The 24,306-nt window shown below is 60.7% G+C and carries 20 protein-coding genes and 2 riboswitches; of the genes, 6 read left to right on the top strand and 14 right to left on the bottom strand.

Annotation, left to right across the window (positions count from 1 at the left end):
• Positions 1–24: 24 nt before the first annotated feature.
• Positions 25–2,562, top strand: a complete 2,538-nt coding sequence (locus ACOYXE_RS06005) for a hybrid sensor histidine kinase/response regulator (protein WP_460928189.1) — start codon at positions 25–27, stop codon at positions 2,560–2,562.
• Positions 2,563–2,613: 51 nt separating this feature from the next.
• Positions 2,614–2,889, top strand: coding sequence for a peptidylprolyl isomerase (locus tag ACOYXE_RS06000; protein WP_007912322.1), 276 nt, complete (start codon positions 2,614–2,616; stop codon positions 2,887–2,889).
• 113 nt (positions 2,890–3,002) lie between these two features.
• Here ACOYXE_RS06000 and kdgK read toward each other — a convergent pair whose 3' ends face one another.
• The 8 genes from kdgK to ACOYXE_RS05960 all read right to left on the bottom strand — a co-directional run bounded on the left by kdgK (position 3,003) and on the right by ACOYXE_RS05960 (position 9,694).
• Positions 3,003–3,935 carry a 2-dehydro-3-deoxygluconokinase gene (gene kdgK, locus ACOYXE_RS05995; protein WP_460928187.1) on the bottom strand — a complete coding sequence of 311 codons (933 nt, stop codon included), beginning with the start codon at positions 3,933–3,935 and terminating at the stop codon, positions 3,003–3,005.
• A gap of 131 nt (positions 3,936–4,066) precedes the next feature.
• Positions 4,067–5,281 carry an amino acid deaminase gene (locus ACOYXE_RS05990; protein WP_405123541.1) on the bottom strand — a complete coding sequence of 405 codons (1,215 nt, stop codon included), beginning with the start codon at positions 5,279–5,281 and terminating at the stop codon, positions 4,067–4,069.
• Positions 5,282–5,320: 39 nt separating this feature from the next.
• Complete coding sequence (locus ACOYXE_RS05985; protein WP_007912327.1) at positions 5,321–6,085, bottom strand: IclR family transcriptional regulator; 765 nt, start codon at positions 6,083–6,085, stop codon at positions 5,321–5,323.
• Positions 6,086–6,249: 164 nt separating this feature from the next.
• Positions 6,250–6,639 carry a RidA family protein gene (locus ACOYXE_RS05980; protein WP_460928184.1) on the bottom strand — a complete coding sequence of 130 codons (390 nt, stop codon included), beginning with the start codon at positions 6,637–6,639 and terminating at the stop codon, positions 6,250–6,252.
• Between the two features lie 31 nt (positions 6,640–6,670).
• Positions 6,671–7,462 (bottom strand): amino acid ABC transporter ATP-binding protein, encoded by a 792-nt coding sequence (locus ACOYXE_RS05975; RefSeq protein ID WP_160058250.1) that lies wholly within the window; start codon positions 7,460–7,462, stop codon positions 6,671–6,673.
• Positions 7,459–8,121 carry an amino acid ABC transporter permease gene (locus tag ACOYXE_RS05970; RefSeq protein ID WP_095047813.1) on the bottom strand — a complete coding sequence of 221 codons (663 nt, stop codon included), beginning with the start codon at positions 8,119–8,121 and terminating at the stop codon, positions 7,459–7,461. Before ACOYXE_RS05970 ends, ACOYXE_RS05975 begins: the two co-directional genes overlap by 4 nt.
• A 9-nt stretch (positions 8,122–8,130) precedes the next feature.
• On the bottom strand, positions 8,131–8,793 hold the full coding sequence (locus ACOYXE_RS05965; protein ID WP_003225455.1) for an amino acid ABC transporter permease: 663 nt from the start codon (positions 8,791–8,793) through the stop codon (positions 8,131–8,133).
• Positions 8,794–8,845: 52 nt separating this feature from the next.
• Positions 8,846–9,694: a transporter substrate-binding domain-containing protein gene (locus tag ACOYXE_RS05960; protein ID WP_160058252.1), complete on the bottom strand. Its 849-nt coding sequence runs from the start codon at positions 9,692–9,694 to the stop codon at positions 8,846–8,848.
• A gap of 337 nt (positions 9,695–10,031) precedes the next feature.
• Between ACOYXE_RS05960 and ACOYXE_RS05955 the strand changes: the two genes are divergently transcribed.
• A complete protein-coding gene (locus ACOYXE_RS05955) occupies positions 10,032–10,469 on the top strand; it encodes a thioredoxin family protein (RefSeq protein ID WP_160058254.1) in 438 nt (145 codons plus the stop codon).
• Between the two features lie 245 nt (positions 10,470–10,714).
• On the opposite strand, the gene ACOYXE_RS05950 is transcribed toward ACOYXE_RS05955, so the two are convergent.
• The 6 genes from ACOYXE_RS05950 to cobW form a co-directional block, all read right to left on the bottom strand.
• Positions 10,715–12,274 (bottom strand): TerC family protein, encoded by a 1,560-nt coding sequence (locus tag ACOYXE_RS05950; protein WP_160058256.1) that lies wholly within the window; start codon positions 12,272–12,274, stop codon positions 10,715–10,717.
• A 346-nt stretch (positions 12,275–12,620) separates the two neighbouring features.
• Positions 12,621–14,267, bottom strand: a complete 1,647-nt coding sequence (locus tag ACOYXE_RS05945; protein ID WP_405123496.1) for a phospholipase D-like domain-containing protein — start codon at positions 14,265–14,267, stop codon at positions 12,621–12,623.
• 175 nt (positions 14,268–14,442) lie between these two features.
• On the bottom strand, positions 14,443–15,105 hold the full coding sequence (locus tag ACOYXE_RS05940; protein ID WP_460929782.1) for a vWA domain-containing protein: 663 nt from the start codon (positions 15,103–15,105) through the stop codon (positions 14,443–14,445).
• Between the two features lie 2 nt (positions 15,106–15,107).
• Entirely contained in the window at positions 15,108–16,109 is a 1,002-nt protein-coding gene (locus ACOYXE_RS05935) for an ATP-binding protein (protein ID WP_460928179.1), read from the bottom strand.
• Between the two features lie 238 nt (positions 16,110–16,347).
• The gene (gene cobN, locus ACOYXE_RS05930; RefSeq protein WP_405123495.1) at positions 16,348–20,196 is read right to left on the bottom strand and encodes a cobaltochelatase subunit CobN; all 3,849 of its coding nucleotides are present in this window, start codon (positions 20,194–20,196) and stop codon (positions 16,348–16,350) included.
• Between the two features lie 3 nt (positions 20,197–20,199).
• Positions 20,200–21,273 (bottom strand): cobalamin biosynthesis protein CobW, encoded by a 1,074-nt coding sequence (gene cobW / locus ACOYXE_RS05925; RefSeq protein WP_034154301.1) that lies wholly within the window; start codon positions 21,271–21,273, stop codon positions 20,200–20,202.
• Positions 21,274–21,372: 99 nt separating this feature from the next.
• Positions 21,373–21,584, bottom strand: a riboswitch (cobalamin riboswitch).
• A gap of 1,005 nt (positions 21,585–22,589) precedes the next feature.
• Positions 22,590–22,811, top strand: a riboswitch (cobalamin riboswitch).
• Positions 22,812–22,935: 124 nt separating this feature from the next.
• Between cobW and ACOYXE_RS05920 the strand changes: the two genes are divergently transcribed.
• The 3 genes from ACOYXE_RS05920 to ACOYXE_RS05910 are packed head-to-tail and all read left to right on the top strand — an operon-like array spanning position 22,936 to position 24,256.
• Positions 22,936–23,133 (top strand): CbtB domain-containing protein, encoded by a 198-nt coding sequence (locus tag ACOYXE_RS05920; protein WP_160058263.1) that lies wholly within the window; start codon positions 22,936–22,938, stop codon positions 23,131–23,133.
• Between the two features lie 11 nt (positions 23,134–23,144).
• Positions 23,145–23,846 (top strand): CbtA family protein, encoded by a 702-nt coding sequence (locus tag ACOYXE_RS05915; protein ID WP_460928174.1) that lies wholly within the window; start codon positions 23,145–23,147, stop codon positions 23,844–23,846.
• Positions 23,843–24,256: a cobalamin biosynthesis protein gene (locus tag ACOYXE_RS05910; protein WP_137219332.1), complete on the top strand. Its 414-nt coding sequence runs from the start codon at positions 23,843–23,845 to the stop codon at positions 24,254–24,256. Before ACOYXE_RS05915 ends, ACOYXE_RS05910 begins: the two co-directional genes overlap by 4 nt.
• Positions 24,257–24,306 lie beyond the last annotated feature (50 nt).

Genomic DNA, 24,306 nt, shown 5'->3' with positions numbered 1-24,306 from the left:
CGAACCACGCTCAGGACTGATGTAATGAATGCTGTACCGAACACCGACGACGCTCAGTCACTGATCGCCCGCACCGACTGGAGTCGCGGACCGCTGGGTGCTGCCTGCAACTGGCCGCAGAGCCTGCGTACCGCGGTGGACATCGTGATTCACTCGCCCATGCCGATGCTGTTGCTGTGGGGGCCACAGCTCACGCAGATCTACAACAACGGTTTCGCTCTGCTCGCCGGCCACAAGCATCCGCACGCTTTCGGCCAGCCTGCACACCAGATCTGGCCGGAGCTGCGCGACTTTACCGACCCGATTTACAGCGCCGTCCTACAAGGCCAGGTACGTACCTACAGCGAAAGACGTTTCACCCTGCAACGGGACGGCAAAGAGTCCGACTTCTGGCTGGATCTGACCTACAGCCCGATCCGTGATGAAACCGCGCAAGTCGCCGGCATCCTCGTCACCGCCATCGAAACCAACGAGCGCCGGCGCATCGCCCTGGAGCTGCAACGACGCTCCGAAGAAAGCCTCAAGGCGCAACGCGAAACCGAGGAACGTCTGCAACTGGCCCTGGCCGCGACCGATGCCGTCGGCACCTGGGATTGGGACATCGGCGAAGATCGCTTTATCGCTGACGCGCATTTCGCCCAACTGCATGGCGTTGATCCCGGCCTGTCTGGCCGATTGCCGATCAGCGATTACCTGCAAGGCGTGCACCCTGAAGACCGCGCAATGGTCGCGCGCAGCATCAAACACTGCATCACCTACGGCACCGAATACGCTGAGGAATATCGCTTGCTGCAAGCCGATGGCGAGGTGCGCTGGGTGTTCGCTCGCGGGCGTTGCTACAAGGATCACCATGGCCGGCCCATGCGATTCCTCGGGGCGGCGCTGGATCTGACCGAGCGCAAACACACCGAACAGGCGTTGCGCCAGAGCCAGACCGAACTGCAGTTGATCATCAACGCCATGCCGATCCTGATCAGTTATGTCGACCGTGAAGAATGCTTCCGTCTGAACAACGCGGCTTATCTCGACTGGTATGGCCTCACGCCACAGGAACTCTACGGACGCACGATTCGCGACGTCATTGGCGAAGAAGCCTATTTCCTCCGTCTGCCTTACATTGCCGAGGCGCTGGCCGGCAGGCCGTGTTCGTTCAGCCTGTATACCCCGCATCGCGATGGCAGCAGTCGTCACGCGCTGATGAATTACCTGCCACGCTACGGGGCGGACGGCGCCGTCAACGGCTTCTATATCTTTGTGATCGACGAGACCGAGCGCAAGAAAACCGAAGAGGCCTTGCGCAATCTCAACGAAACCCTCGAAGAACGGGTCAGCGCCCGCACCGAACAATTGGCCCAGGCCAACCAGCGTTTGCAGAACGAGATGTTCGAACGCGAGCGCGCCGAAGATGCCTTGCGCCACGCGCAAAAAATGGAAGCTGTCGGTCAGCTCACCGGTGGTATCGCCCATGACTTCAACAACATGCTCACCGGGATCATCGGCAGCCTCGATTTGATGCAGCGCTACATTGCCAATGGCCGGGCGGACGAGATCGGTCGTTTTACCGAAGCAGCGGTATCATCGGCCAACCGTGCGGCAGCGTTGACCCATCGTCTGCTGGCGTTTTCGCGGCGACAGTCGCTGGATCGCAAAACCCTGAACGTCAATGAACTGGTGCATTCGCTGGAGGACCTGATCCGTCGGACCAAAGGCGATCCGATCGAGCTCACTCTGCGCCTGGCCGAGCATGTATGGCCGGTCAGCACCGACGTCAGCCAACTGGAAAACGCCCTGCTTAATCTGGTCATCAATGCCCGCGATGCCATGCCCGATGGCGGTGAATTGTTGATCGAGACGGCCAACGTCTATCTCGACGGCAGCGATATCACCACGCTCGAACCGGTCAAGGCCGGCGATTACCTGATGCTGGCGGTCAGCGACAACGGCACCGGCATGACGCCGTCCGTGCGTTCCAAGGCCTTCGATCCGTTCTTCACCACCAAGCCGATTGGCCAGGGCACCGGGTTGGGGCTGTCGATGATTTATGGTTTTGCCCAGCAGTCAGGTGGCCACGTCAGCCTCGACAGCCTGCCGGGCCAAGGCACTTGCGTGCGGTTGTACTTGCCGCGCTTGTACGGCGTCGAGGCGGAACGGCCGGCGATCGCGCCCATTGAACAAGCGCCGGCGACGGCGACTGGCGAAACCGTGATGGTCGTTGAAGATGATCCGGCGGTGCGCATGCTGGTACTCGATCTGCTCCGGGAGTTGGGTTACCAAGCCTACGAAGCCGAAGATGCCAAGACCGCCCTGCCGCTGCTGGAGTCCGATCTGCGGGTGGATCTGCTGGTCACCGACGTCGGGCTGCCCGGCATGAACGGCCGGCAACTGGCGGAAATCGCCCGTCAGCATCGGCCGGGTCTCAAGGTGCTGTTCATGACCGGTTATGCGCAGAAAGCCGCCGAGCGTCAGGGGTTTCTCGAGGATGGCATGGACATGGTCGCCAAACCGTTTGCCATTGAGCTGCTGGCCAGCAAGATCCGCACGATGATCAGCCAAACTCCGTGACTTGAGGCATAATCCGCGCCCCGCCGTCACCCCGTTATCAGGTACCGCACGATGAAAGCCCAAGCCCGCCACATTCTGGTGAAAACCGCCGAAGAGGCCGAACAGCTCAAACAACGCATCGCCAAGGGTGAAGCGTTCGATGTGCTGGCGAAGAAATTTTCGACCTGCCCGTCCGGCAAGCGCGGCGGCGATCTGGGTGAAGTGCGGCCGGGGCAGATGGTCGGCGCGATAGATGCGGTGATTTTCAAAAAGCCGTTGCGTACCGTGCATGGGCCGATCAAGAGCAAGTTCGGGTATCACCTGGTGCAGGTGTTTTATCGGGATTAGTGTTTGGCTTTAAGACCCTATCGCGAGCAGGCTCACTCCTACAGGGGAACGCATTTCAATTGTAGGAGTGAGCCTGCTCGCGATCGATTGCGCAGCAAGCGGCCACACAAAACCTATTTCGGAATCAATGCCCCCGGCACCTGAATCACCTTGCTGGCCAGCAAGTGCCCGGCCTGCGCAGCCTCTGCCGGACTACCACCCGATAGTCGACTGGCCAGATACGCCGCACTGAACGAATCCCCCGCCGCCGTGGTGTCCACCACCTTCTCGACCTTCTGCGCCGGCACTTCAAATGACTCGCCATCACAACGAATCAGACACGCCTCGGCGCCACGCTTGAGCACGACTTCCGGCGTGCCGAACTGCGCATAAGCGGCAAACATCTGCTCGCAATCGGCGAAACCGAACAGCGCCTGTTCGTCATCCACCGTCAATAACGCCAGATCAACGTAGGGCAATACGCTGCGATACGCCGCCCGCGCGTCTTCGACAGTGGCCCACAGGCGTGGCCGGTAATTGTTGTCGAAAACAATGCGCGCATCACGCTGCCGCGCCTCGATGAGGGTCTGGATCAGTTTTTCCCGGCCCGATGCGCCGAGCACAGCGAGGGTAATGCCGCTGAAATACAGCACATCGTAATCCGGCAAAGCCGCCAGAATCGGTTCGGCTGCCGGGGTGGTGAAACAGTCGCGAACCGCTGCTTCGTTGCGCCAATAGAGAAAACGCCGCTCGCCATTGGCATCGGTCTGAATGCAATACAGACCCGGCAGGCGACCCGGTAGACGTTGTACCAGATCGAGGCCAATGCCCTCGTCGGACCAGATCTGGCACATGGCATCGCTGAAGCTGTCGTCACCCAATGCGGTGACATAGTCGACCTGGGCCTTGTCACCCATCGCGCGGGACAGGTACACCGCGGTGTTCAGGGTGTCGCCGCCGAAGCTTTGCTGCAGACTGCCGTCGGCACGCTGCTGCAGTTCGATCATGCACTCGCCGATCAGGGCGATGCGCGGGGTGTTCGGGCCCAAGGGGCTAAGGGTGTTCATCTTGTGCTGTCTCTAGTTGATCGATGGTGTCTGGACTGGCGCCTTCGCGAGCAAGCTCGCTCCCACAGGGGAATGCATTCCAAGTGTGGGAGCGAGCCTGCTCGCGAATGGCCGCGACTCGGTCTCAAGCTTTAGAAACAAGTTTCCATGCTCTCGATCACCGACAACTGCTCATCCACCAACAACCCCACGCGCCACTTGTCGAACGTCAGGCACGGGTGCGACGTACCAAAGGAAATGATGTCGCCAACGCGTAATTCAACGTCCGGCGCCACCGTCATGAACGCGTGCTGATCCATCACTGCCGTGACCTTGCACGCACCGACGTCATCGCCCAGCGCCGGCACCACACCCGCCTTGTAGCGCAGCAACGGCACAGGCAACCCGGCATCGTACGCCACGTCGCGTTTGCCCAAGGCGATCACCGCAAAGCCTGGCTCGGGCAACGACTGCACGTGCGCCCAGACTTCCAGCGCAGGGCGCAATCCTTCGTGCAAATCGCTGCGACGGTCGAGCACGCAGCACTGCGCCTCTTTGTAGATACCGTGGTCATGCGCTACGTAACTGCCCGGACGCAACACGCTAAGGAAGCGCCCAGCCGCATTCTGCGCTTCGAACGATTCGGCAATCAGGTCGTACCACGCCGAACCCGAGGCGGTGATGATCGGCTTGGCGATCGCGAACGCGCCGCTGTTCTGCAACTGCACCGCCAGACGCACCAGCGACGCGGCGAATTCACGAATGCCGCTGACCGCGTGATCGCCGTGAATCACCCCTTCGTAGCCTTCGATACCGGTCAGGGCCAGCGCCGGTTGCGCGTTGATCGCCTTGGCCAGCTCGATGACTTCCTGCTCGCTGCGGCAACCGCAACGCCCGCCGATCACGCCGTATTCGATCATCACGTTCAGCTTCACCCCACGCGAGGCGAAGTAGGCGCCGAGGTCAGCGACGTTGTCCGGGTGATCGACCATGCAATAGAAATCGAACAACGGATCGGCCAGCAGATCGGCAATCAGTGCCATGTTCGGCGTCCCGACCAATTGGTTGGCCATCAGCACGCGGCGCACACCATGGGCGTAAGCGGCGCGGGTCTGGGTCGCGCTGGCGAGGGTGATGCCCCAGGCGCCAGCGTCGAGCTGGCGCTTGAACAGCGCCGGCGTCATGCTGGTTTTACCGTGAGGCGCGAGTTCCGCGCCGCTGTCGCTGACGAACTTCTGCATCCAGCGGATGTTGTGCTCCAGCGCTTCGCGATGCAGCACCAGCGCCGGCAGGCTGACGTCACGCGTCAGGTGCGCACCGATGGCGGCGTCGCCCTTGTCCCCGGCAGTATTGATGGCAGTGGTCATGGTCGAACTCCTCACTTTCGCGGCCGCAGGCAGCCGCGGTTATTCGTTGATGCGCCGGGCGAGGCTGTTGGCGCTCTCGATCAGCACCCGGCGATAGTCGTTGTAATTGTTCTTCGCATCGGCCCGAGGGGCGACGATGCACAAGGTGCAAATGGCCACGCCTTGCGGATCTTTTACCGGCGCGGCGAAGCAATGGGTAAAGGTGTCGGCAACGCTGTCGAAGGAGAAAAATCCATCGATGCCGGCCTGACGGATCTCCGCCAGAAAACGTTCCAGCGGCAGGCGTTCGCCATCGGGCAGGATGAAGTCGTCTTCGTCGATCAGGTCGATGATCTGTTGATCGCTCAAGTGCGCGAGCAGCAGGCGTCCGGAAGCCGTCCACGGGATTGGCGCGTTTTCGCCGATGTCGGAGGAAATACGGAAATGCCGCTCGCCCTCCTTCATCAATGCCACCGTGTATTTGCGCCCGTTGAGCAGGCACATCTGCGCGGTTTCATGGGTCTGGCTGACGATCTCCTGCAAGGCGTGATCGGCCTCGCGGCTGAGGTCGAAATGTCGCAGGTGCGCCTGACCGAGAAAGTACAACTGCCGGCCGAGATAGACGTGACCGTCCTTGCCCACCGGTTCCAGAATCCGTCGTTCCAGCAGCGAAGCGACCAGCTCGTAGACCGTGGATTTCGGGCTGCCGATGCCGTTGGCGATATCATTAGGGCGCAGCGGCTGGCCGATCTCCTTGAGGAAATCGAGGATATCGAACGCCCGGTCCAGACCGCGGGCCCGGCGTTTGATGGTGTCTTCGGTCATGTCATTACTCACTCAATATTCCCTGTAGGAGCTGCCGCAGGCTGCGATCTTTTGATCTTGCCTTTCTGGCGCTTCCAAAAATGCCAAAAGATCGCAGCCTTCGGCAGCTCCTACAAGGGTCATCGTCAGTCAGGTAACCGTTTACGCGCAAAACGCGCGAATGATCAGGGCTTTTTCTTGTAGGCGATGCAGTCGATCTCGACCTTGCAGTCGACCATCATGCTCGCCTGCACACAGGCCCGCGCCGGGGCGTACTCGGGTTTGAAGTACTCGCCGAAAACCTTGTTGAAACTGCTGAAATCCCGCGGATCGTCCAGCCACACGCCGGCACGCACCACATCTTCCAGGCCGTAACCGGCCTCTTCGAGAATCGCGATCAGGTTTTTCATGGTCTGGTGAGTCTGCTCGACGATGCCGCCGACAATGATCTCGCCATCCACCGCCGGCACCTGGCCGGACACATGCAGCCAGCCATCCGCTTCAACGGCGCGGGCGAATGGGCGTGGCTGACCGCCAGCGGCGGTGCTGCCGGTGCCGTAACGCGTAATGCTCATGGGTGTTTCTCCTGATTGAAAAAGTGAAAAATTAAAACCGCGTGCTTTTGAGGAACTCAGCCAGACGCGGCGATTGCGGGCGTTCGAACAGCTCCTTGGGAGCCCCCTGCTCTTCGATTCGCCCCTGATTCATGAAAACGATCTTGTCCGAGACCTCGAAGGCGAAACGCATTTCGTGGGTCACCAGCAACATGGTCATGCCGTCTTCGGCCAGGCCCTTGATGACGTTGAGCACTTCGCCGACCAGTTCCGGGTCGAGGGCTGAAGTGACTTCGTCGAACAGCATCAGACTCGGGTTCATCGCAATGGCCCGGGCGATCGCCACGCGCTGTTGCTGACCGCCGGACAACTGACCGGGAAAGTGATTGCGCCGCTCCAGCAGGCCGACGCGTTCCAGCCATTTTTCCGCGAGGACGACGGCTTCGTCCTTGTGCATTTTCTTCACTTTGAGCAAGCCCAGGGTGACGTTCTGCAAAGCGGTCAAATGCGGGAACAGGTTGAACTGCTGGAACGCCATGCCGGTCATTGCACGATGGCGGGCGATGACTTTTTCCGCATGCCGCACACGCTTGCCGTTGACCTCGTCATAGCCGATGGATTCACCGTCGAGCAGGATCTGCCCGCCCTGGAATTCTTCGAGCATGTTCACGCAACGCAGCAGCGTGGTTTTGCCTGAACCGCTGGAGCCGATCAGCGTCACGACGTTGCCGCGCTGCATGCTCAGGTCGACGCCCTTGAGCACTTCGACCGCGCCGTACTGTTTGTGCAGGCCACGGATGTCCAGCAACGCCTGATTCTGAGGGGAAACTTGAGCTTGAGTCATGGCAGGGCCACCCGCTTTTCAATGTGCCGGCCGAGTAATTCGATGCCGTAGTTGATGACGAAAAACAGAAAACCGGCGAACAGGTAGAACTCCAGGGTCATGAAGTTCCGGGCGATGATCTGTTGGGTGCTGAGGAGCAATTCGGCGACGCCGATCACCGACAACAAGGTCGAAGCCTTGACGATTTCGGTGGACGAATTGACCCAGGTCGGCAGGATCTGCCGCAATGCCTGAGGCAACAGCACGTAGCCGAGGGATTGGTAGAACGTCAGACCGATGGCTTTGCTCGCTTCCATTTGCCCGCGCGGCAACGCTTGCAGCGCACCGCGAACAATCTCGGCGACGTGAGAGCCGCAAAACAGCGTCAGGCCCAAGGCCCCGGCCTGAAATGCGCTGATCTGCCAACCGAGTGCCGGCGCCATATAGAAGCAGGCCAGCACCAATACAAACACCGGTGTGCCGCGAATCAGATCGACGTAAAAACGGAACGGCGCGCGCATCCAGAACTTGCCGTAGGTCAGCACCAGCCCGGTAACCACGCCGAGCATCGTGCCGAGCAGAATCGCCAGCGCCGACACTTGCACACTGGTCAAAAAACCCTGCCACAGCGGTTCGCGCGCGACCCACAATTCATGTAACCAACTTGGAGATTCGTACATCGCAGCCTCCTATCGGCGGATCGCCAGACGCTGCTCGAGGTAACGCAGCAGCATGGCAATGAGGTAACAGGCCGCGACATACAACGCCGTGGTCACCAGCCAGGTTTCAATCACCCGGTAGCTTTCGACGTTGATCTTGCGCGCGTAATAGGTCAGCTCCGGCACTGCAATTGCGGCGGCCAGCGAGGTGTCCTTGAACAGCGAGATGAAGTTGTTCGACAGTGCTGGCAAGACATTGCGCAGCATCACCGGAACGGTGACGTACGCCTTGACCTGCCACTCGCCGAGACCGATGGCCAACCCGGCTTCGCGCTGGCCCTTGGGGATGCTCAGCAAACCACCACGGAACACTTCGGTCAGGTACGCCCCGGCATACAACGAGAGCGTGATGATGAACGAGGGAATCTTGTCCAGACGAATGCCAAGACTCGGCAAGGCAAAGTAGATCAACAGAATCAACACCAGAATCGGCGTGTTACGCACCACCGTGACGTACACCGAAGCCAGCACCCGCAAGGCGCGATGCTTGGAGAGCAAGGCAAACGCCATCAGCAGGCCGATCACGCAGCCGATGGCGATCGACACCAAGGCCAGCTCAAGCCCCAGACCGAGCCCCGCCAGCAAGGTGTCGAAATCGCGCCACACGGCGGCAAAGTTCAACTGATAGTTCATGGTCAGCAGTACCTTGGGCGGGGCGATGTGAGGTCGCCCCACCCTCACGGGATCATTTGAATTCGACTGGGAAACCGATCGCTGGCGAAGGCAGATCTACACCGAACCATTGCTTGAACGACGCCGCGTAGGTCGGGAACTCAACGCCCGTCATGGCTTCATGCAATGCGGTGTTGACGAAGTTGAGCCAGTCCTGATCGCCGCGTTTCACCGCACACGCGTAGGTCTGCGGGCTCCACGCATAGCTTGGGCTGCGGTAGCGGCCGGGGTTCTGCACCATCAGGTATTTGACCGAAGACTGGTCGGTGGCGGCGGCATCGGCGCGGCCGGAGTTAACAGCCTGATACATCAGGTCGACGCTGTCGTACTGATCGACCTTGGCTTTTGGCAGTGCCTGATGCACCAGCTCTTCGGCATAGACGTTTTGCAGCACCGCCACGGTGACGCTGTCGCCGCCGGCTTGCAGGTCTTCGATTTCCTTGTACTTGCTGTTGTTCGGCAACAGCAGGCCAACGCCTTCGCGGTAGTACGGCAAGGTGAACGCGACTTGCTGCGCGCGGCTGGCGGTAACGGTGATGAACTGGCAGCTCATGTCGACTTTGTCGGTGAGCAGATTGGGAATCCGCGCATCGGACGACTGCACCACGAACTCGACCTTGCTCGGGTCGTTGAACAGACCCTTGGCGACGATTCTGGCGATGTCGATATCAAAGCCCTGCAACTTGCCGTCCGCGCCCTGAAAGTGCCACGGCGCATTGGTGCTGCCGGTGCCGACAATCAATTTGCCACGGGCCAGAACACTGTCGAGCTTGCTGTCGGCGGCCTGGGCCATACCCATGACAGCGGACGAAGCCGCAAGAACAAAAACACATGCTTTGAACAACGAAGGACGGCGATGCATGGCAAGCACTCCAGAATTGTGTTTATTCCGCTATACCGGAACACGGTTTGTTACTACGGAATAGACAGCAGAAAGTGTGCCACAGGATTGTTGGAGAATCTGTAGTGCAATGAAATGTTTTCGAAATCAAAGAGATGCAGAAACAGACAGCGCCGCTGCTTCCAGAGACGCCAAGTAGACTCGCTACCGTAGGCTACACACGCCGGGTATTCGCGCCACATTTCGAGGCGCCCTGCACAAAACAAGGCGCGTTGCACCTGTCAGGTCTGACAGTAGGCGGACGCCTCGCGCTGGATTACCGTCAAGAGATACAGCTACACCTGAAACGGAGATTCTGATGAGCGCGAATATCCCTCTCGCTACTTTGCCGCCCACCTACCGCAAAGCCCTGAAAACCTGGCGCCCGGTAATCCTGTATTTCGCCAACGAACATTGCCCCGCCTGCGAATGGGCCGGGCCGATTTTTCGCCAGACGGCCGAGCCATACCGGCATCGCGCCAATATCTACATGCTCAATACCAGCGAGTCCCCGCGCCATCCGCTGGTCACCGGCACGCCCACCGTGCTGTTTTACAAGAACGGTAGACTGGTGAAAAAACTCAAAGGCATCGGCACCGAAGAAACCCTCGCACGGGATTTCGCCGAGCATATCGGCAAGACCAAAGCGCCCGTTGCGCCTCGCAAACAGCTGCATGACCTGCCTTGGCTGCGTCAGACACTTCGTACTCTGCGCACTGTTGCACGTGCTCGCTTGCGGAAATTCCTCGACCGGTGACCACCAGTATCGGTGAGACCCGGGTCGAGGATTGCGATTCGCTGAATCAGGCGGCGCTCAAGGCGTAAGGGGCGTTGTTTGCGTCAAAGCATATCGGGAAGGATCGCTACACTTTTCATCAGTGAATACTGCGGTGCCTGAACCCAAGCATTCGCGAGCAGGCTCGCCCCCCTTTGAAACGCATTCCATTGTGGGAGCGAGCCTGCTCGCGAAGAGGCCGGGACAGTCAGTAGAGAACTCAAGTATTACGCGGCAGCACGCACCAACAACACCCGAGTCACCCGCCGCTCTTCCACGGCTTTGACCGTCATCTGCCAGCCCTCCAGCTCCAGACGGTCACCGATCACCGGCAATCGATCCAGCAGGCTCATCACCAACCCGGCCATGGTCTGATAGTCCTCGGTCGGCTGCGCACCAAACCCGGTGCGCTGGCGCACGCGCGACAGGTTCAATGCACCACTGACGATAAACCCGCCCTGCTCCTCGACCACGTCCGGGCCTTCGACTTCGCTGGCATCCGGCAACTCACCGGCAATCGATTCGAGGATGTCGGTCATGGTCAACACGCCGACAAAATCACCGAATTCGTTGACCACAAAGGCAATGTGCGTCGAGGCTGCGCGCATCTGCTCCAGTGCGTTGAGGATCGAATAACTGTCGAGCAGGTTGATGGTCTTGCGCGCCAGATGTTCCAGGTTCGGCTCGGTGCCGGCCAGGTATTCCTTGAGCAGTTCCTTCTTGTGCACGAAGCCCAACGGCTCATCCACCGCACCATTACGAATCAACGGCAGACGCGAGTAGGACGAGTGCATCAAGCGGGTACGAAGCGCCTCGCGGTCATCGGCCAGATCAAGCGTGTCGACATCGGCGCGCACGGTCATCAGCCCGCGAATCGGGCGCTCGGCCAGTTGCAGCACGCCGCTGATCATCACCCGTTCGCGACGGTCGAACAGTTCGGCACTTGGCGCGTCACCGTCGTCGAGCAGGTCGGAGATCTCCTCGCCCAACTCTTCCGCCGCCAGTTTGCGCCCGCCCAGCAAGCGCATGACCGCATGAGCCGTGCGCTCGCGTATCGGTCGCAAGCCTTGCATCGAACGCTTGCGTCGGGCCCGGGCGATCTGGTTGAACACCTCGATCAGGATCGAGAAACCAATGGCGGCGTACAGATAACCTTTCGGAATGTGGAAGCCCAGACCTTCGGCGGTCAGGGCAAAACCGATCATCATCAGGAAGCCCAGGCACAACATGATCACCGTCGGGTGCGCGTTGACGAAGCGCGTCAGCGGCTTGCTCGCGACGATCATCAAGCCAATCGAGATGATCACCGCGATCATCATCACTGCCAGTTCATCGACCATGCCCACGGCCGTGATCACCGCATCCAGCGAGAACACCGCGTCGAGTACCACGATCTGCGCAACGATCGGCCAGAACATCGCATAAGCGGCGTTGGTCGTGCGTTCGCCGACATGGCCTTCAAGGCGTTCGTGCAATTCCATGGTCGCCTTGAACAACAGGAACACACCACCGAACAGCATGATCAGGTCACGGCCGGAGAAGCTCTTGTCGAATACCTCGAACAACGGCTGCGTGAGGGTCACCAGCCAGGAAATACTCGCCAACAGGCCAAGGCGCATGATCAGCGCCAGCGACAGGCCGATAATCCGCGCGCGGTCACGCTGATGCGGCGGCAGTTTGTCCGCGAGGATTGCGATGAACACCAGGTTGTCGATACCCAGCACCAGTTCCAGCACGATCAAAGTCAACAAGCCTAACCAGGCCGTGGGATCCGCTAACCATTCCATAAAACGTCTCTATCTCTCTCGGTTGATTCAGGCTGCCGGACACGGCAAAGCGCAACGCGAAGGCTCTAGGGCCGCGTTAGCAACGATAGTCGGATGTCGGAAAACCGGATGCTGCGAGTGCGTCAAGACCGCGCCATGGCGCGAGGGGAAGGTGCGACTGGGAGGCTCCGAGAGGGTGTTCATGCAAATCCTGAATGAAAAATGGCCTTGGAGCGTACAGGCTTTGGGAACATTTCCTACAGCGGCAAATCATTTCAAAATCTGTACAGTCTGGAGAGATGTGTTGATTGTGCTGGCCTCATCGCGAGCAGGCTCACTCCTACGGGGGGCGTATTGCAACTTCGTGTCAACGGCCGGCAAAACGCAAACGCGACAACTGCCGTAAATCCCCTTCGACGTAGTAATCGTTAGTCCAACTGTCATCCACCGCCAATGGATTCACCTGCTTCAACGCCAGTTTTTTTGCGAAATAACGAAAGCGGTAATGCTCGTAAAATCGCAACAGCTCCAGGCCGTAACGATCCGCCAGATCGGTGTCGCCACGAATGATCAGGTAATTTTCGTCGTTGCCGTTGCTCGCTGAGGCACTGAGGTTGTGGCTGCCGCTGATGATCGTCGGCGTGTCGGTGGTGAAGTCGGTGACTACCGCTTTAGTGTGCACCAGCAGATTGCCTTTCTGGCCTTTCATGTTCTCGCGCAGCCAGCCTTCCAGACCGGTGTTGAGCAACGCGGTGGCAGCGAATTCGGCGCTGCGGTCGGCGTGGAACCCGGTGATGCGGCTGGCAGTGTTCTGCAGGCCATAACGCAAAATGTCGTCGTGGGGCTGGCCGAGTAACGCGTTAAGAATCGCGTCCGGCAGCGAGAACGCGGTGACGAACAGCACGTCCTTTTTCGCCGCGCTGATGATCTGCACGAACGCCTGCAGATCAGCCCCGCCGGTGCGCGGCGAGAACCCGGCAAACAAAGGTTGCTGCGGATTCATCGGGTTGTGTTCAGTAATCCAGTCACGGGTAACGCCGATATCATCCGGCTGCGCCCAGATCTGCTCGAACGTCTGCAGATAACTGGCGGCAATCGATGCATCGTCCAGCACATGCACCACGTTAGCCTGACGATAAACTCCGTTGGCGGTGAAATTGGTGCTGCCACATAAAACCGCTTCAGGCTGATGAGTGCCGCTGGCATCAACGCGGCTGAGGACCATGAATTTGTTGTGAAAGATATTGTGGGTCACTCGCCCGCGTTTGCTCGCGAGAGGCAGTGCCGCCAGGCTCGCTTCGTTGATCCTGGTGTCTTCATCATCGGGCCGGGCGTGATACAGCACCCGCACCTTTACGCCACGCATGAACGCCGCGTTCACCGCATCGACGATTGCCTGCAACTGATACTCGTAAATCGCGATATCCAGCGCCCACTGACCATCGACCGCACGCTCGATAAACCCGCGCAATCGTGCGAGCAAGCCGTTTTCCAACCATTGCCGCGGCGCATCGGGCCAGGCTTCGATGGGCATGTTTTTGTTGGCGCTGATCTGCGCGTCGAGATCGGGAAACTTGCGCTGGAACGCCTGACTGGCGGCGACCGCACGGTTGAATATCACGCTTTGATTGCTCGGGTGACCGTCATCGGGGGTGATCGTCAGTTCCAACGACTCTCCCAAGTACACGGCATCCGCGGTGCCGTAGGCCAGATGCACGCGATAGTGAAGGGTCATGCCCGGATTGACCGCATAATCGGCCCAGCGAAATTTCTGCAGCGGGGCTTTATCGCTTGGGGTGGCGTGGAACTGGGGGAAGGTATGCGCCTTGCCAGGGAAGGTGAGGCTGTTGAACAGGAACAACCAGGGTTTGCCGCCCTGCTGCTTTTCGATGGCGAAACCCAACAGGCCTTTGCGCCGGGATTCGGCCAGATCCATGGCCAGCAGCACGCCGTTGGTGCCGGCGTAGGCCTTTACACGGAAATCGTCCTGAGGGTTTTTGACCACAACGCGCATCGCTCACTCCTTGTGATTAGGGCTGGGTGCAGCATAGAGCAGTGATTCGGGTTTTGAGTGTTCGGCTCTAGACCGAGTCGATGCAATCGCGAGCAGGCTCACTCCTACATTTGGAATGCGTTCCCCTGTAGGAGTGAGCCTGCTCGCGATGAGGCCCGACCAGACACAGAAAGTATCAGAGGGAAATCAGTTCATCGATATGTCGATACTGCGCATCCAATGCCGTCGCCAGATCCTTGGTCCGGCCCAACCGGATCGGCCCACGCTCGATATCGATCAACAACCCCGGGCACGCCAGCGCCGGTAATCCCGCCCACTGTTTCAGACGCCCATCGGTCACCACCAGCAAGCGTTGCTGCTCGGCAGGAAAGCGCTTGCGCCGCACCGTCAGCCACTGCCCGGCCTGCTCCAGCGCCGCCAGCAACGGCGTGCCACCGCCTGCACCTAAAGCTTCCAGCCACACCCGCAAGCCGCTGGACGCCTTCAATCCCTGCACCTGCCATTTCGGCACCGAGCCACTGGCCGTCAACAATGCGAGTCGCGCCCGTTGCCGGTAAGCATCATCGAACAATTGCGCGAGCAAACCTTTGGCATCGCTCAAGGCCTGATGGCGGCGGGTCGAGGCGGAGGCATCGACGATCACCAGCCACAATTCATGCGGTGAGCGCGTGCGCAGTTGAAACAGCAGATCTTCGCGCGTTCGAGGCCGCCCGTTGAGTAACGAACCCGGCCAATTCACCGTACCGCTGCGCGCCTTATGGCGCTTGCCTTGGCGTCCGTTGTCCAGCTGTCCGGCGCGGGGTCTGGCATTCGCCCCCGCGTCGGATCGGGGGCGAATGCCTAAGGCTTTTTTGGCCAGCTCGGCACTTCACGGCGAGCGCCGGTGGCAAGAGCAGGCGCCGGCAGGTCGCCCCACTGGCCCTGCCCTTCGCTCGACGAGGCCTGGGTTTCGGCAGGCGACTGGGCAGGTTGTTGCGGACTCGATGGCGCTTGCTCACGCCGACGATGGCGCAGGGCAAACTCGGCCACAGCGTCGATATCCTCTTCGCCAATCACCTCAGCCCCGCGCCATGCCGCGTGGGCACGAGCGGCGCGTAACCAGACGAGGTCGGCACGCAAGCCATCGACGCCGGCAGCGAAGCAACGCTCGGTGATCTGCGCCAGTGCGGCATCGTCCAGCGCAATATTGGCCAAGATAGCGCGAGCATTTTCGCAACGCACACGCAGGGCTTGTTGCTCGGCTTCCCACTGTGCGCAGAACGCTTGCGGGTCGCTGTCGAAATCCAGTCGCCGACGGATGATCTGTCCGCGTTCGGTCGGTGCCGTGAGGCCACTGAGGGCGACGTTCAGGCCAAAGCGGTCGAGCAGTTGCGGACGCAACTCGCCCTCTTCCGGGTTCATCGTGCCGATCAGCACGAACCTCGCCGAATGCCGATGGGAAATGCCGTCGCGCTCGATCAGATTGGTGCCGCTGGCGGCAACGTCGAGCAGCAGATCAACGAGGTGATCGGGCAGCAGATTGACTTCATCGACGTAGAGTACGCCGCCGTCAGCCTTGGCCAGCACACCTGGTGAGAATTGTGCGCGGCCCTCGCTGAGGGCAGCGTCAAGGTCGAGGGTACCGACCAGACGTTCTTCGGTGGCGCCCAGCGGCAAGGTGACGAATTGACCACTGGCGAGCAGATCAGCCAGGCCACGGGCCAGGGTGGACTTGGCCATGCCGCGCGGGCCTTCGATCAGCACGCCGCCGATTTTTGGGTCGATGGCGGTGAGGCACAGGGCAAGCTTGAGGTCATCGGCGCCGACCACGGCGGAGAGCGGGAAATGTGGGGTGTCGGTCATTTGGGTTTTCTCTGTCGTGGTCGTGGGTGTGCTTGGCGTTGTGGTGTGTCAGTTGGGGTGGCCCTCACCCTAGCCCTCTCCCAGAGGGAGAGGGAACTGATCTGGGTGTTCTTGCAAGTTGCGCCGACCTGAATTATCGAGTTGACTTCGATTCTGAACAGCACACAAATCGGCTCCCTTTCCCCCTCGCCCCCTTGGGGGAGAGGGCTGGGGTGAGGGGGTGACTTTCCTGAGGACTCTACATATCTTCCTCAATATCCAGCAGCAGATTCTCCAGCGCCTCTTTATAAGCCCCCGGTTCCTGCCACATCCCCCGCTGCTGCGCCTCAAGCATCCGCTCGGTCATATCCCGCAGCGCGTGCGGATTATGCTCACGAACAAACTCCCGGGTCGCCGGATCCAGCAGATAAGCATCGGCCAGCAAAGCGTACTGGTGGTCATCGATCAACTGCGTGGTGGCGTCAAACGCAAACAGGTTATCAACCGTCGCCGCCATTTCGAACGCGCCTTTATAGCCGTGGCGCTTAACCCCGTCGATCCATTTCGGATTGGCCGCCCGCGAGCGGATCACCCGGTTCAGCTCTTCTTTGAGCGTGCGAATCTTCGGCAGATCCGGTTGGCTGTGATCGCCGTGATAACTGGCCGTTGCTTCACCGCGCAGGCTTTCCACGGCGGCGAGCATGCCGCCCTGGAACTGGTAATAGTCGTTGGAATCGAGCAGGTCGTGCTCGCGATTGTCCTGATTCTGCAGCACCGCTTGCACTTGACTCAGACGCTGAACGAATTGCTCGCGGGCGGCGGTGCCTTCGTCGGAACCGCCGTAAGCGTAGGCGCCCCAATTCAGATAAACCTCGGCCAGATCGTCGCGGCTCTGCCACAAACGCCCGTCGATAGCGCCCTGCACGCCCGCACCGTAGGCACCGGGCTTGGCCCCGAAGATTCGCCAACCGGCCTGACGCCGCGCCGTTTCTTCATCAAGACCCGATTGCAGCAGAGACTCACGCTCGGCGCGCACTTTTGCCGCCAGCGGATTGAGATCGTCCGGTTCATCCAGTGCCGCTACTGCCTGCACCGCCGCGTCGAACAGACGAATCAGGTTGGCAAACGCATCGCGGAAAAACCCGGAAACTCGCAGCGTGACATCGACGCGCGGGCGGTCGAGCAGACTCAGCGGCAGGATCTCGAAATCGTCGACACGCTGACTGCCGGTAGCCCACACCGGCCGCACGCCCATCAGCGCCATCGCCTGAGCGATATCGTCGCCACCGGTGCGCATGGTTGCCGTGCCCCAGACCGACAAACCGAGCTGGCGCAGGTGATCGCCGTGATCTTGCAGGTGTCGCTCAAGAATCAACGTGGCTGACTGGAAACCGATGCGCCATGCGGTGGTGGTCGGCAGGTTGCGCACGTCCACGGAATAGAAATTGCGGCCAGTCGGTAGCACGTCGAGGCGACCACGGCTGGGCGCACCGCTCGGGCCGGCGGGAACGAATCGGCCGCTGAGGGCGTCGAGCAGGCCGCGCATTTCGGCGGGGCCGCAGGCATCCAGGCGTGGGGCGACGACTTCGCGCAGGTGGTCGATGATTGCGCCGACTTCAGCCCAACGCGGTCCCTGTAGGAGTGAGCCTGCTCGCGATAGCGGTGTGTCAGGCAAATCTGTATCGCATGACACTCCGCTATCGCGAGCAGGCTCACTCCTACAAGGGGATTGCAGCGTCTGGAAAATCAGTTCAGTGGCAAACAGTTCGAGGCGTTCGCGGGTATCGCCAGCGGTGCGCCAGACTTCGTCGCTTTGCGATTGCAGGTGCTCGGGGCGTGGGCCTGCCCATGGATCGGCTAGTGCGCAATCGAGCGGATCGAATCCGAGTTCGAATGCTTTGGCCAGTGCGCGCAGCAGGCTCGATTGCGCGCCCTTCCCGTCTCCGCGTGGAATGCGCAGCAACGCCAGCAACGTATCAATCCGCAAACGCCCCGTCGGTGACTCACCGAAGACGTGCAAGCCATCGCGAATCTGCGATTCCTTCAAATCACACAAATACGTATCGAGACGCGGTAGCCAGATCGCCGCATCAGCATCGCTGTCCAGCCCGGCATCGAGTTGCAGTTCGCGGTCGATCTGCGTTTCGCGCACCAGTTGCAGAATGTCGCGTTGCAACTCGCGGGCACGGCGCGGATCAAGCAGTTGCGCTTCGTAATACTCGTCGGCCAGCAGCTCCAGATTGCGCAGCGGGCCGTAGGTTTCGGCGCGGGTCAGCGGCGGCATCAGGTGGTCGATGATCACCGCTTGCGTGCGCCGCTTGGCCTGGGCGCCCTCGCCCGGGTCGTTGACGATAAACGGATAGATGTTCGGCAGCGGCCCGAGCAACGCATCCGGCCAGCAGTTTTCCGAAAGCCCGACGCCTTTGCCCGGCAGCCATTCAAGGTTGCCGTGCTTGCCGACGTGGATCACGCCGTGCGCGCCGTAGGTATTGCGCAGCCAGAAATAGAACGCCAGATACGCGTGCGGCGGCACCAGATCCGGGTCGTGATAGACCGCACTCGGGTCAACCTGATAACCGCGCGCCGGTTGAATGCCGACGAAGGTCAGGCCGAAGCGCAGACCGGCAATCATCATCCGCCCGTCGCGGCACATTGGATCGTTTTGCGGCGCGCCCCAGCGCTCGATCACTGCGGTTCGATTGGCCTCGGGCAGCGCGTTGAACATCGTCAGGTAAGCGTCCATCGCCAAGCTTTGCTGGCAGGGCCGCAGGTCAATCGTGTCGAGATCGTTGCTGACGCCGCCGAGCAATTGCTGGATCAACTCGGTGCCGCTATTCGGCAGCTCTGCCGTGATCGGATAACCCTCAGCCTGCAACGCGCGAAGAATATTCAGCGCCGCCGCCGGCGTGTCGAGGCCGACGCCGTTGCCGATGCGTCCGTCACGGGTCGGGTAATTGGCGAGAATCAGCGCGATGCGTTTTTCGCCATTCGGCACCCGCGCCAGATCGATCCAGCGCCGCGCCAGTTCGGCGACAAAATCCATGCGTTCGGGTTGCGCACGATAGCAGACCACATCGGACTGACTGCGCTCACTGCGCCAGGCCAGATCCTTGAAGCTGATCGGCCGGCTGATGATGCGCCCGTCGAGTTCCGGCAAGGCAATGTGCATGGCCAGATCGCGCGGGCCGAGGCCTTGCTCGCTGTCGCGCCAGCCGGGCTCGTTGTCCTGCGCGCAGATCGCCTGGATCACCGGAATATTGCGGCGAAACGGCCGCAGATGCGGCGCTTCGGGGCTGGACTGAGCGAATCCGGTGGTGTTGAGAATCACCCCCGCCTCGACTTCATCCAGCCAATCCTCGACCACCGCCAGGCAGCCGGGTTCTTTCAGACTGGCCACGGCGATCGGCAGCGGATTCAACCCCGCTGCCTGCAAGCGCTGGCAGAACACATCGATGAACGCGGTGTTCGCCGCTTGCAAATGCGAGCGGTAAAACAGCACCGCCGCCACCGGGTTTTCCGGCAGCCATTCGGCTTGCCAGTCACTCAGTGCGGCGCTGGTTTTATTCGGGTGGTAAATCGCCGTGCGCGGCAGGGTCTGCGGTTCTTCCCAGGCGTAATCGCGGGAGAGCCAACGGCTGGCCAGACAGCGGAAGAAATCCAGCGCATTGCCCATGCCGCCCTGACGCAGGAATTGCCAGAGCCGGTCGCGTTCCTCGGCGTTGACGGTGCTCAAGTCGCTGAGTTCCGGATCGGGACGGTCATCGCCCGGTACCAGAATCAACTGCACACCACGCTCGGACAGCTCGACCAGCCGCTCGACACCATAGCGCCAATAGGCAATGCCGCCATGCAGCGAAATCAGAATCACCTTGGCGTGGCGCAGCACTTCATCGACGTACAGATCGACCGAGGCGTGATTCTGCACCTGCATCGGATTGGCCAGACGCAGGCTCGGATAATCTTCCGGCAACTGCTGCGCGGCTTCGGCGAGCAGCGCCAGGCTGGAGTCGCCGCTGCACAGGATCACCAGCTCGGCGGGGGTTTGTCCAAGGTCGGCAATGTTGTCATCCGAGACGAATCCGCCGGGCTGAGTCCTGAGCAGGTGCATGGTTTAAACGCTGAGCGCAGCGCGCAGTTGCGCTTCGAGTTGGGCGGCGTCGAGTTCCTGACCGATCAACACCAGACGCGTGACGCGCGCTTCATCGGCGCCCCACTGACGGTCGAAGTGCTTGTCGAAACGCGTGCCGACGCCTTGAATCAGCAAGCGCATTGGCTTGTTCGGGATGGCGGCGAAACCTTTGACACGGAGGATGCCGTGCTTGACCACCAGTTGCGTCAGGGCGTCGAGCAGCAGGCTTTCATCGGCTTGCGGCAGTTCGATGGAGATCGAATCGAAGGCGTCGTGATCGTGGTCATCGTGGTCGTCATCGCCTTCACCGTGGTGATGATCATGGTGGCTGTGGCGACTGTCGATGTGTTCTTCGGAACCGGCGCCAAGGCCGATCAGCACGTCCAGCGGCAGACGGCCGTTGCTGGCTTCGATGATTTTCACCGCCGGTGGCAGCTCTTCGGCGACTTCAGCGCGCACGCGAGCGAGATCTTCCGGACTGGTCTGGTCGGCCTTGTTGAGAATGACGAGGTCGGCGCTGGCCAGTTGGTCAGCGAACAGTTCGTGCAGCGGCGATTCGTGATCGAGATTCGGATCGAGTTTGCGCTGGGCGTCGACCTGATCCGGGAACGCGGCGAAGGTGCCAGCGGCTACGGCCGGGCTGTCGACCACGGTGATCACCGCGTCAACGGTGCAGGCGCTGCGGATTTCCGGCCACTGGAACGCTTGCACCAGTGGTTTTGGCAGGGCCAGGCCCGAGGTTTCGATGAGGATGTGGTCGAGGTCGCCGCGACGCGCGACCAGTTCGCGCATCACCGGGAAGAATTCTTCCTGAACGGTGCAGCACAGGCAGCCGTTGGCCAGTTCGTAAACGCGGCCGGTGGCTTCTTCTTCGGTGCAGCCGATGGTGCATTGCTTGAGGATTTCACCGTCGATGCCCAACTCGCCAAACTCATTGACGATCACCGCGATACGACGGCCCTGCGCGTTGTCGAGCATGTGCCGCAGCAATGTGGTCTTGCCCGAGCCGAGGAAGCCGGTGACGATGGTGACGGGAAGTTTGGCCAGTGTTTTCATCGGTATGCCCTTTGGCAAGCGGCGGGCATACGGGACGAGAACCGGCAACGCACGTGCGCGCCCGGAGAGTTCGCCACCGGATCACCCCGCCCGGTTGAATTGAGAATCTGTGACGAGGCAGGTCTCCTGGCTGACGGCGTTCAGGCGCTGGGCCTGGCGTTGGCTGCGCCTTCCCGCGGGCTCATCGATTGAGCTGGCAGTGGCGTGGCAGCGAACATCACCGTTCACAGTTGCGGGGGCAGCCGCGGCATTGACCGCGTTCCCTTCTTAGCTTCGGCAACGGCCGAAGAACCTCGAATGCGCAAGGCTACGCATGGCTTGCTTATGGGTCAATGTTTGGATTGGGGGCATATCCGTTGCTGCGGTTTTGGCTGCTGGCGGTTTCGCTCTTACAGCGAGTCCCTTTTTCAAACGCCAAAAAGGAACCAAAAGGCTTTGCCCCGGCGTACGGCACTTCGCTGAGGCTCAGTGTTCCCTCGCTACGGTGTCCATCCGGGGGCATCGCCTACGGTTTGCTTCGCTGCACCTCCTCTCGATGTGTTCGACTTCGTCGAACGGCGCTGCGCGCCTAACCCCGGATGAACACCTTCGCTCGGCCTTCCGAAGGGGTAAAAGATCAAAAACCAAAGCCAAAGCAAGATCACAAGCCAAATCAAAAGCCCCTCACCCTAGCCCTCTCCCAAAGGGAGAGGGGACTGATCGTGGTGTTTGGGAGAGATGCGCCGACTTGAAATACCGAGTCGAACTCAGATTCTGAAACAGATCAAAAGCCCCTCACCCTAGCCCTCTCCCGGAGGGAGAGGGGACTGATTGCGTGGAATGGAAGAGGTACACCGACGTGGAATACCGAGTGGAACGCACATTTTGAAGCACCTACCAATCGGCTCCCTCTCCCTCGGGAGAGGGCTGGGGTGAGGGGCAGCAACAACGCAAATCAAAAGCCGAACGCGCCCCGCTCCTCACCACTCAATAGGCCGAGTGTCAGCTCGCCTGCTCTTGATCTTGATCCACGGGCGACATCGGAAGGCTGAGTGGAGGGATTGATCCGGGCGTGGGAGCGCAGCGACCGTTTGGCGCAGCCAAACACAGCGAGAGGAGGTGCAGCGAAGCAAACCGTAGGCGCTGCGCCCGGATCGATCCCGGAGCGAAGGAACCCCGAGCCCCAGCGAGCGGGCCGAACGTCAGGGCAAGCCTTTTTGGTTACTTTTTCGGCGTCTGGAAAAAGTGACCCGCCGTAAGGGCGGAACCCTAATCAGCAACACCCGCAGCAACGGATATACACCCAAAAATTGACCAAAACCCCACCCCCATGCTCTCCTACACAACTTGTTACGGGTGCCCTTCACAGGGTGAAACGGGAAACCGGTGAATCATGTGCTTTACTCAAGCCCATGTCAGTCCGGTGCTGCCCCCGCAACGGTAAGCGAGCGAAGCGTCAAAACCACTGTGCCCGTGCGGCATGGGAAGGAGACGCTTGCAGGTCGGCCTGACACCAACCCCTCGTGAGCCCGGAGACCGGCCCGCAACACACAGCCCGCACCTTGTGCGTCGCTGAACATAACAAACCCGCGGTGGGCGGGCGCTGTTCGAACCTCTGCGAGCCCGACCCGCAGGGGTTTTCATGCGCTCGATTCACCCACTGACATTCCAGAGGGAAGCGCCATGTCGATCATCAGCAGCACCGGCAGCAACACGGACAAAATCACCAGCACCACGACTCTGAGCCAACGCCTGACCGCCGCCGTCTTCGCGTCGATCCTCGGCGCCTGCCTGGTTTATTTCGCCGGCTTCTCGCACATCGAAGCGGTGCACAACGCCGCCCACGATACCCGCCACAGCGCCGCGTTCCCGTGCCACTGAGACCTGCCGACATGATCAAGCGAATTGCGCAAACCGCAGGTTTCACCGGACTGCTGGCCGCTCTGCTCCTCACTCTGCTGCAAAGTTTCTGGGTATCGCCACTGATTCTTCAGGCCGAGACGTTCGAGAAAGCCGAACCGGTTGCCGAAGTTCACGAGCACGCCGCCGGCACCGCTGCGCACACCCACGACACTGAAGCCTGGGAGCCGGAAGACGGCTGGCAACGTGTGGTCTCGACCACGGGCGGCAATCTGGTGGTGGCTGTCGGCTTCGCCCTGATGCTCGCAGGTCTCTACACCCTGCGCGCGCCGACCAAAACCTCGCAAGGCCTGCTCTGGGGCCTGGCCGGTTACGCGACATTCGTACTGGCACCGACGATGGGCCTGCCACCTGAATTGCCGGGCACTGCCGCTGCTGATCTGGCCTCACGCCAGACGTGGTGGATCGGCACCGCCGCTTCGACCGCTGTCGGCCTGTCGTTGATCGCGTTCAGTCGTCACTGGCTGATGAAGATCCTCGGCGTGGCCATCCTCGCCGTGCCGCACGTGATCGGCGCGCCGCAACCGGAAGTGCATTCGATGCTCGCCCCCGAGGCATTGGAAGCTCAGTTCAAAATCGCTTCGCAGTTGACCAACGTGGCGTTCTGGCTGGCCTTGGGCCTGATCAGCGCCTGGTTGTTCCGCCGCAAAAGCGCTGGCCAATACCACGCATGACCGATGACAGCGCAGCGCCGACCTTTGTAGTCGGCCTGGGCTGCCAGCGCGGCTGCCCGGCCAGCACGCTGCGCGCGTTACTCGACCAAGCCTTACAGGCGCACCGCATAGAGCTTGAAACGGTCAAGGCGTTGGCCAGCATCGACCTGAAGCGCGACGAGCCGGGGCTGCAAGAACTTGCTACGCAACTCGCCCTGCCCTTGCTGTACTTCAGCAGCGAAGAACTGGCCAGTTATCAACAACGACTCAGCCACCATTCGCAAATTGCCTACGAACGCACCGGTTGCTACGGCGTGGCGGAAAGTGCAGCGTTGGCACTCGCCGAACAGCTGATTCAGGCCCCGGCAAAACTGCTGATTTCCCGGCAGAAATACGCTCAGGCCACGTTGGCATTGGCCGGCGCGGCGTAAATTCCCGATAATCCCCACCATTGATCATGAGCGTTGTTCATCTGCAACGC

Source organism: Pseudomonas sp. MC6 (assembly GCF_054790575.1).
This window is presented reverse-complemented; position numbering and strand designations above follow the sequence as displayed.

Bases quoted from the DNA above. Each gene is read 5' to 3' on its own strand.
- ACOYXE_RS06005 (WP_460928189.1), top strand. From the start codon at position 25: ATGAATGCTGTACCGAACACCGACGACGCTCAGTCACTGATCGCCCGC.
- ACOYXE_RS06000 (WP_007912322.1), top strand. From the start codon at position 2,614: ATGAAAGCCCAAGCCCGCCACATTCTGGTGAAAACCGCCGAAGAGGCC.
- kdgK (WP_460928187.1), bottom strand. From the start codon at position 3,935: ATGAACACCCTTAGCCCCTTGGGCCCGAACACCCCGCGCATCGCCCTG.
- ACOYXE_RS05990 (WP_405123541.1), bottom strand. From the start codon at position 5,281: ATGACCACTGCCATCAATACTGCCGGGGACAAGGGCGACGCCGCCATC.
- ACOYXE_RS05985 (WP_007912327.1), bottom strand. From the start codon at position 6,085: ATGACCGAAGACACCATCAAACGCCGGGCCCGCGGTCTGGACCGGGCG.
- ACOYXE_RS05980 (WP_460928184.1), bottom strand. From the start codon at position 6,639: ATGAGCATTACGCGTTACGGCACCGGCAGCACCGCCGCTGGCGGTCAG.
- ACOYXE_RS05975 (WP_160058250.1), bottom strand. From the start codon at position 7,462: ATGACTCAAGCTCAAGTTTCCCCTCAGAATCAGGCGTTGCTGGACATC.
- ACOYXE_RS05970 (WP_095047813.1), bottom strand. From the start codon at position 8,121: ATGTACGAATCTCCAAGTTGGTTACATGAATTGTGGGTCGCGCGCGAA.
- ACOYXE_RS05965 (WP_003225455.1), bottom strand. From the start codon at position 8,793: ATGAACTATCAGTTGAACTTTGCCGCCGTGTGGCGCGATTTCGACACC.
- ACOYXE_RS05960 (WP_160058252.1), bottom strand. From the start codon at position 9,694: ATGCATCGCCGTCCTTCGTTGTTCAAAGCATGTGTTTTTGTTCTTGCG.
- ACOYXE_RS05955 (WP_160058254.1), top strand. From the start codon at position 10,032: ATGAGCGCGAATATCCCTCTCGCTACTTTGCCGCCCACCTACCGCAAA.
- ACOYXE_RS05950 (WP_160058256.1), bottom strand. From the start codon at position 12,274: ATGGAATGGTTAGCGGATCCCACGGCCTGGTTAGGCTTGTTGACTTTG.
- ACOYXE_RS05945 (WP_405123496.1), bottom strand. From the start codon at position 14,267: ATGCGCGTTGTGGTCAAAAACCCTCAGGACGATTTCCGTGTAAAGGCC.
- ACOYXE_RS05935 (WP_460928179.1), bottom strand. From the start codon at position 16,109: ATGACCGACACCCCACATTTCCCGCTCTCCGCCGTGGTCGGCGCCGAT.
- cobN (WP_405123495.1), bottom strand. From the start codon at position 20,196: ATGCACCTGCTCAGGACTCAGCCCGGCGGATTCGTCTCGGATGACAAC.
- cobW (WP_034154301.1), bottom strand. From the start codon at position 21,273: ATGAAAACACTGGCCAAACTTCCCGTCACCATCGTCACCGGCTTCCTC.
- ACOYXE_RS05920 (WP_160058263.1), top strand. From the start codon at position 22,936: ATGTCGATCATCAGCAGCACCGGCAGCAACACGGACAAAATCACCAGC.
- ACOYXE_RS05915 (WP_460928174.1), top strand. From the start codon at position 23,145: ATGATCAAGCGAATTGCGCAAACCGCAGGTTTCACCGGACTGCTGGCC.
- ACOYXE_RS05910 (WP_137219332.1), top strand. From the start codon at position 23,843: ATGACCGATGACAGCGCAGCGCCGACCTTTGTAGTCGGCCTGGGCTGC.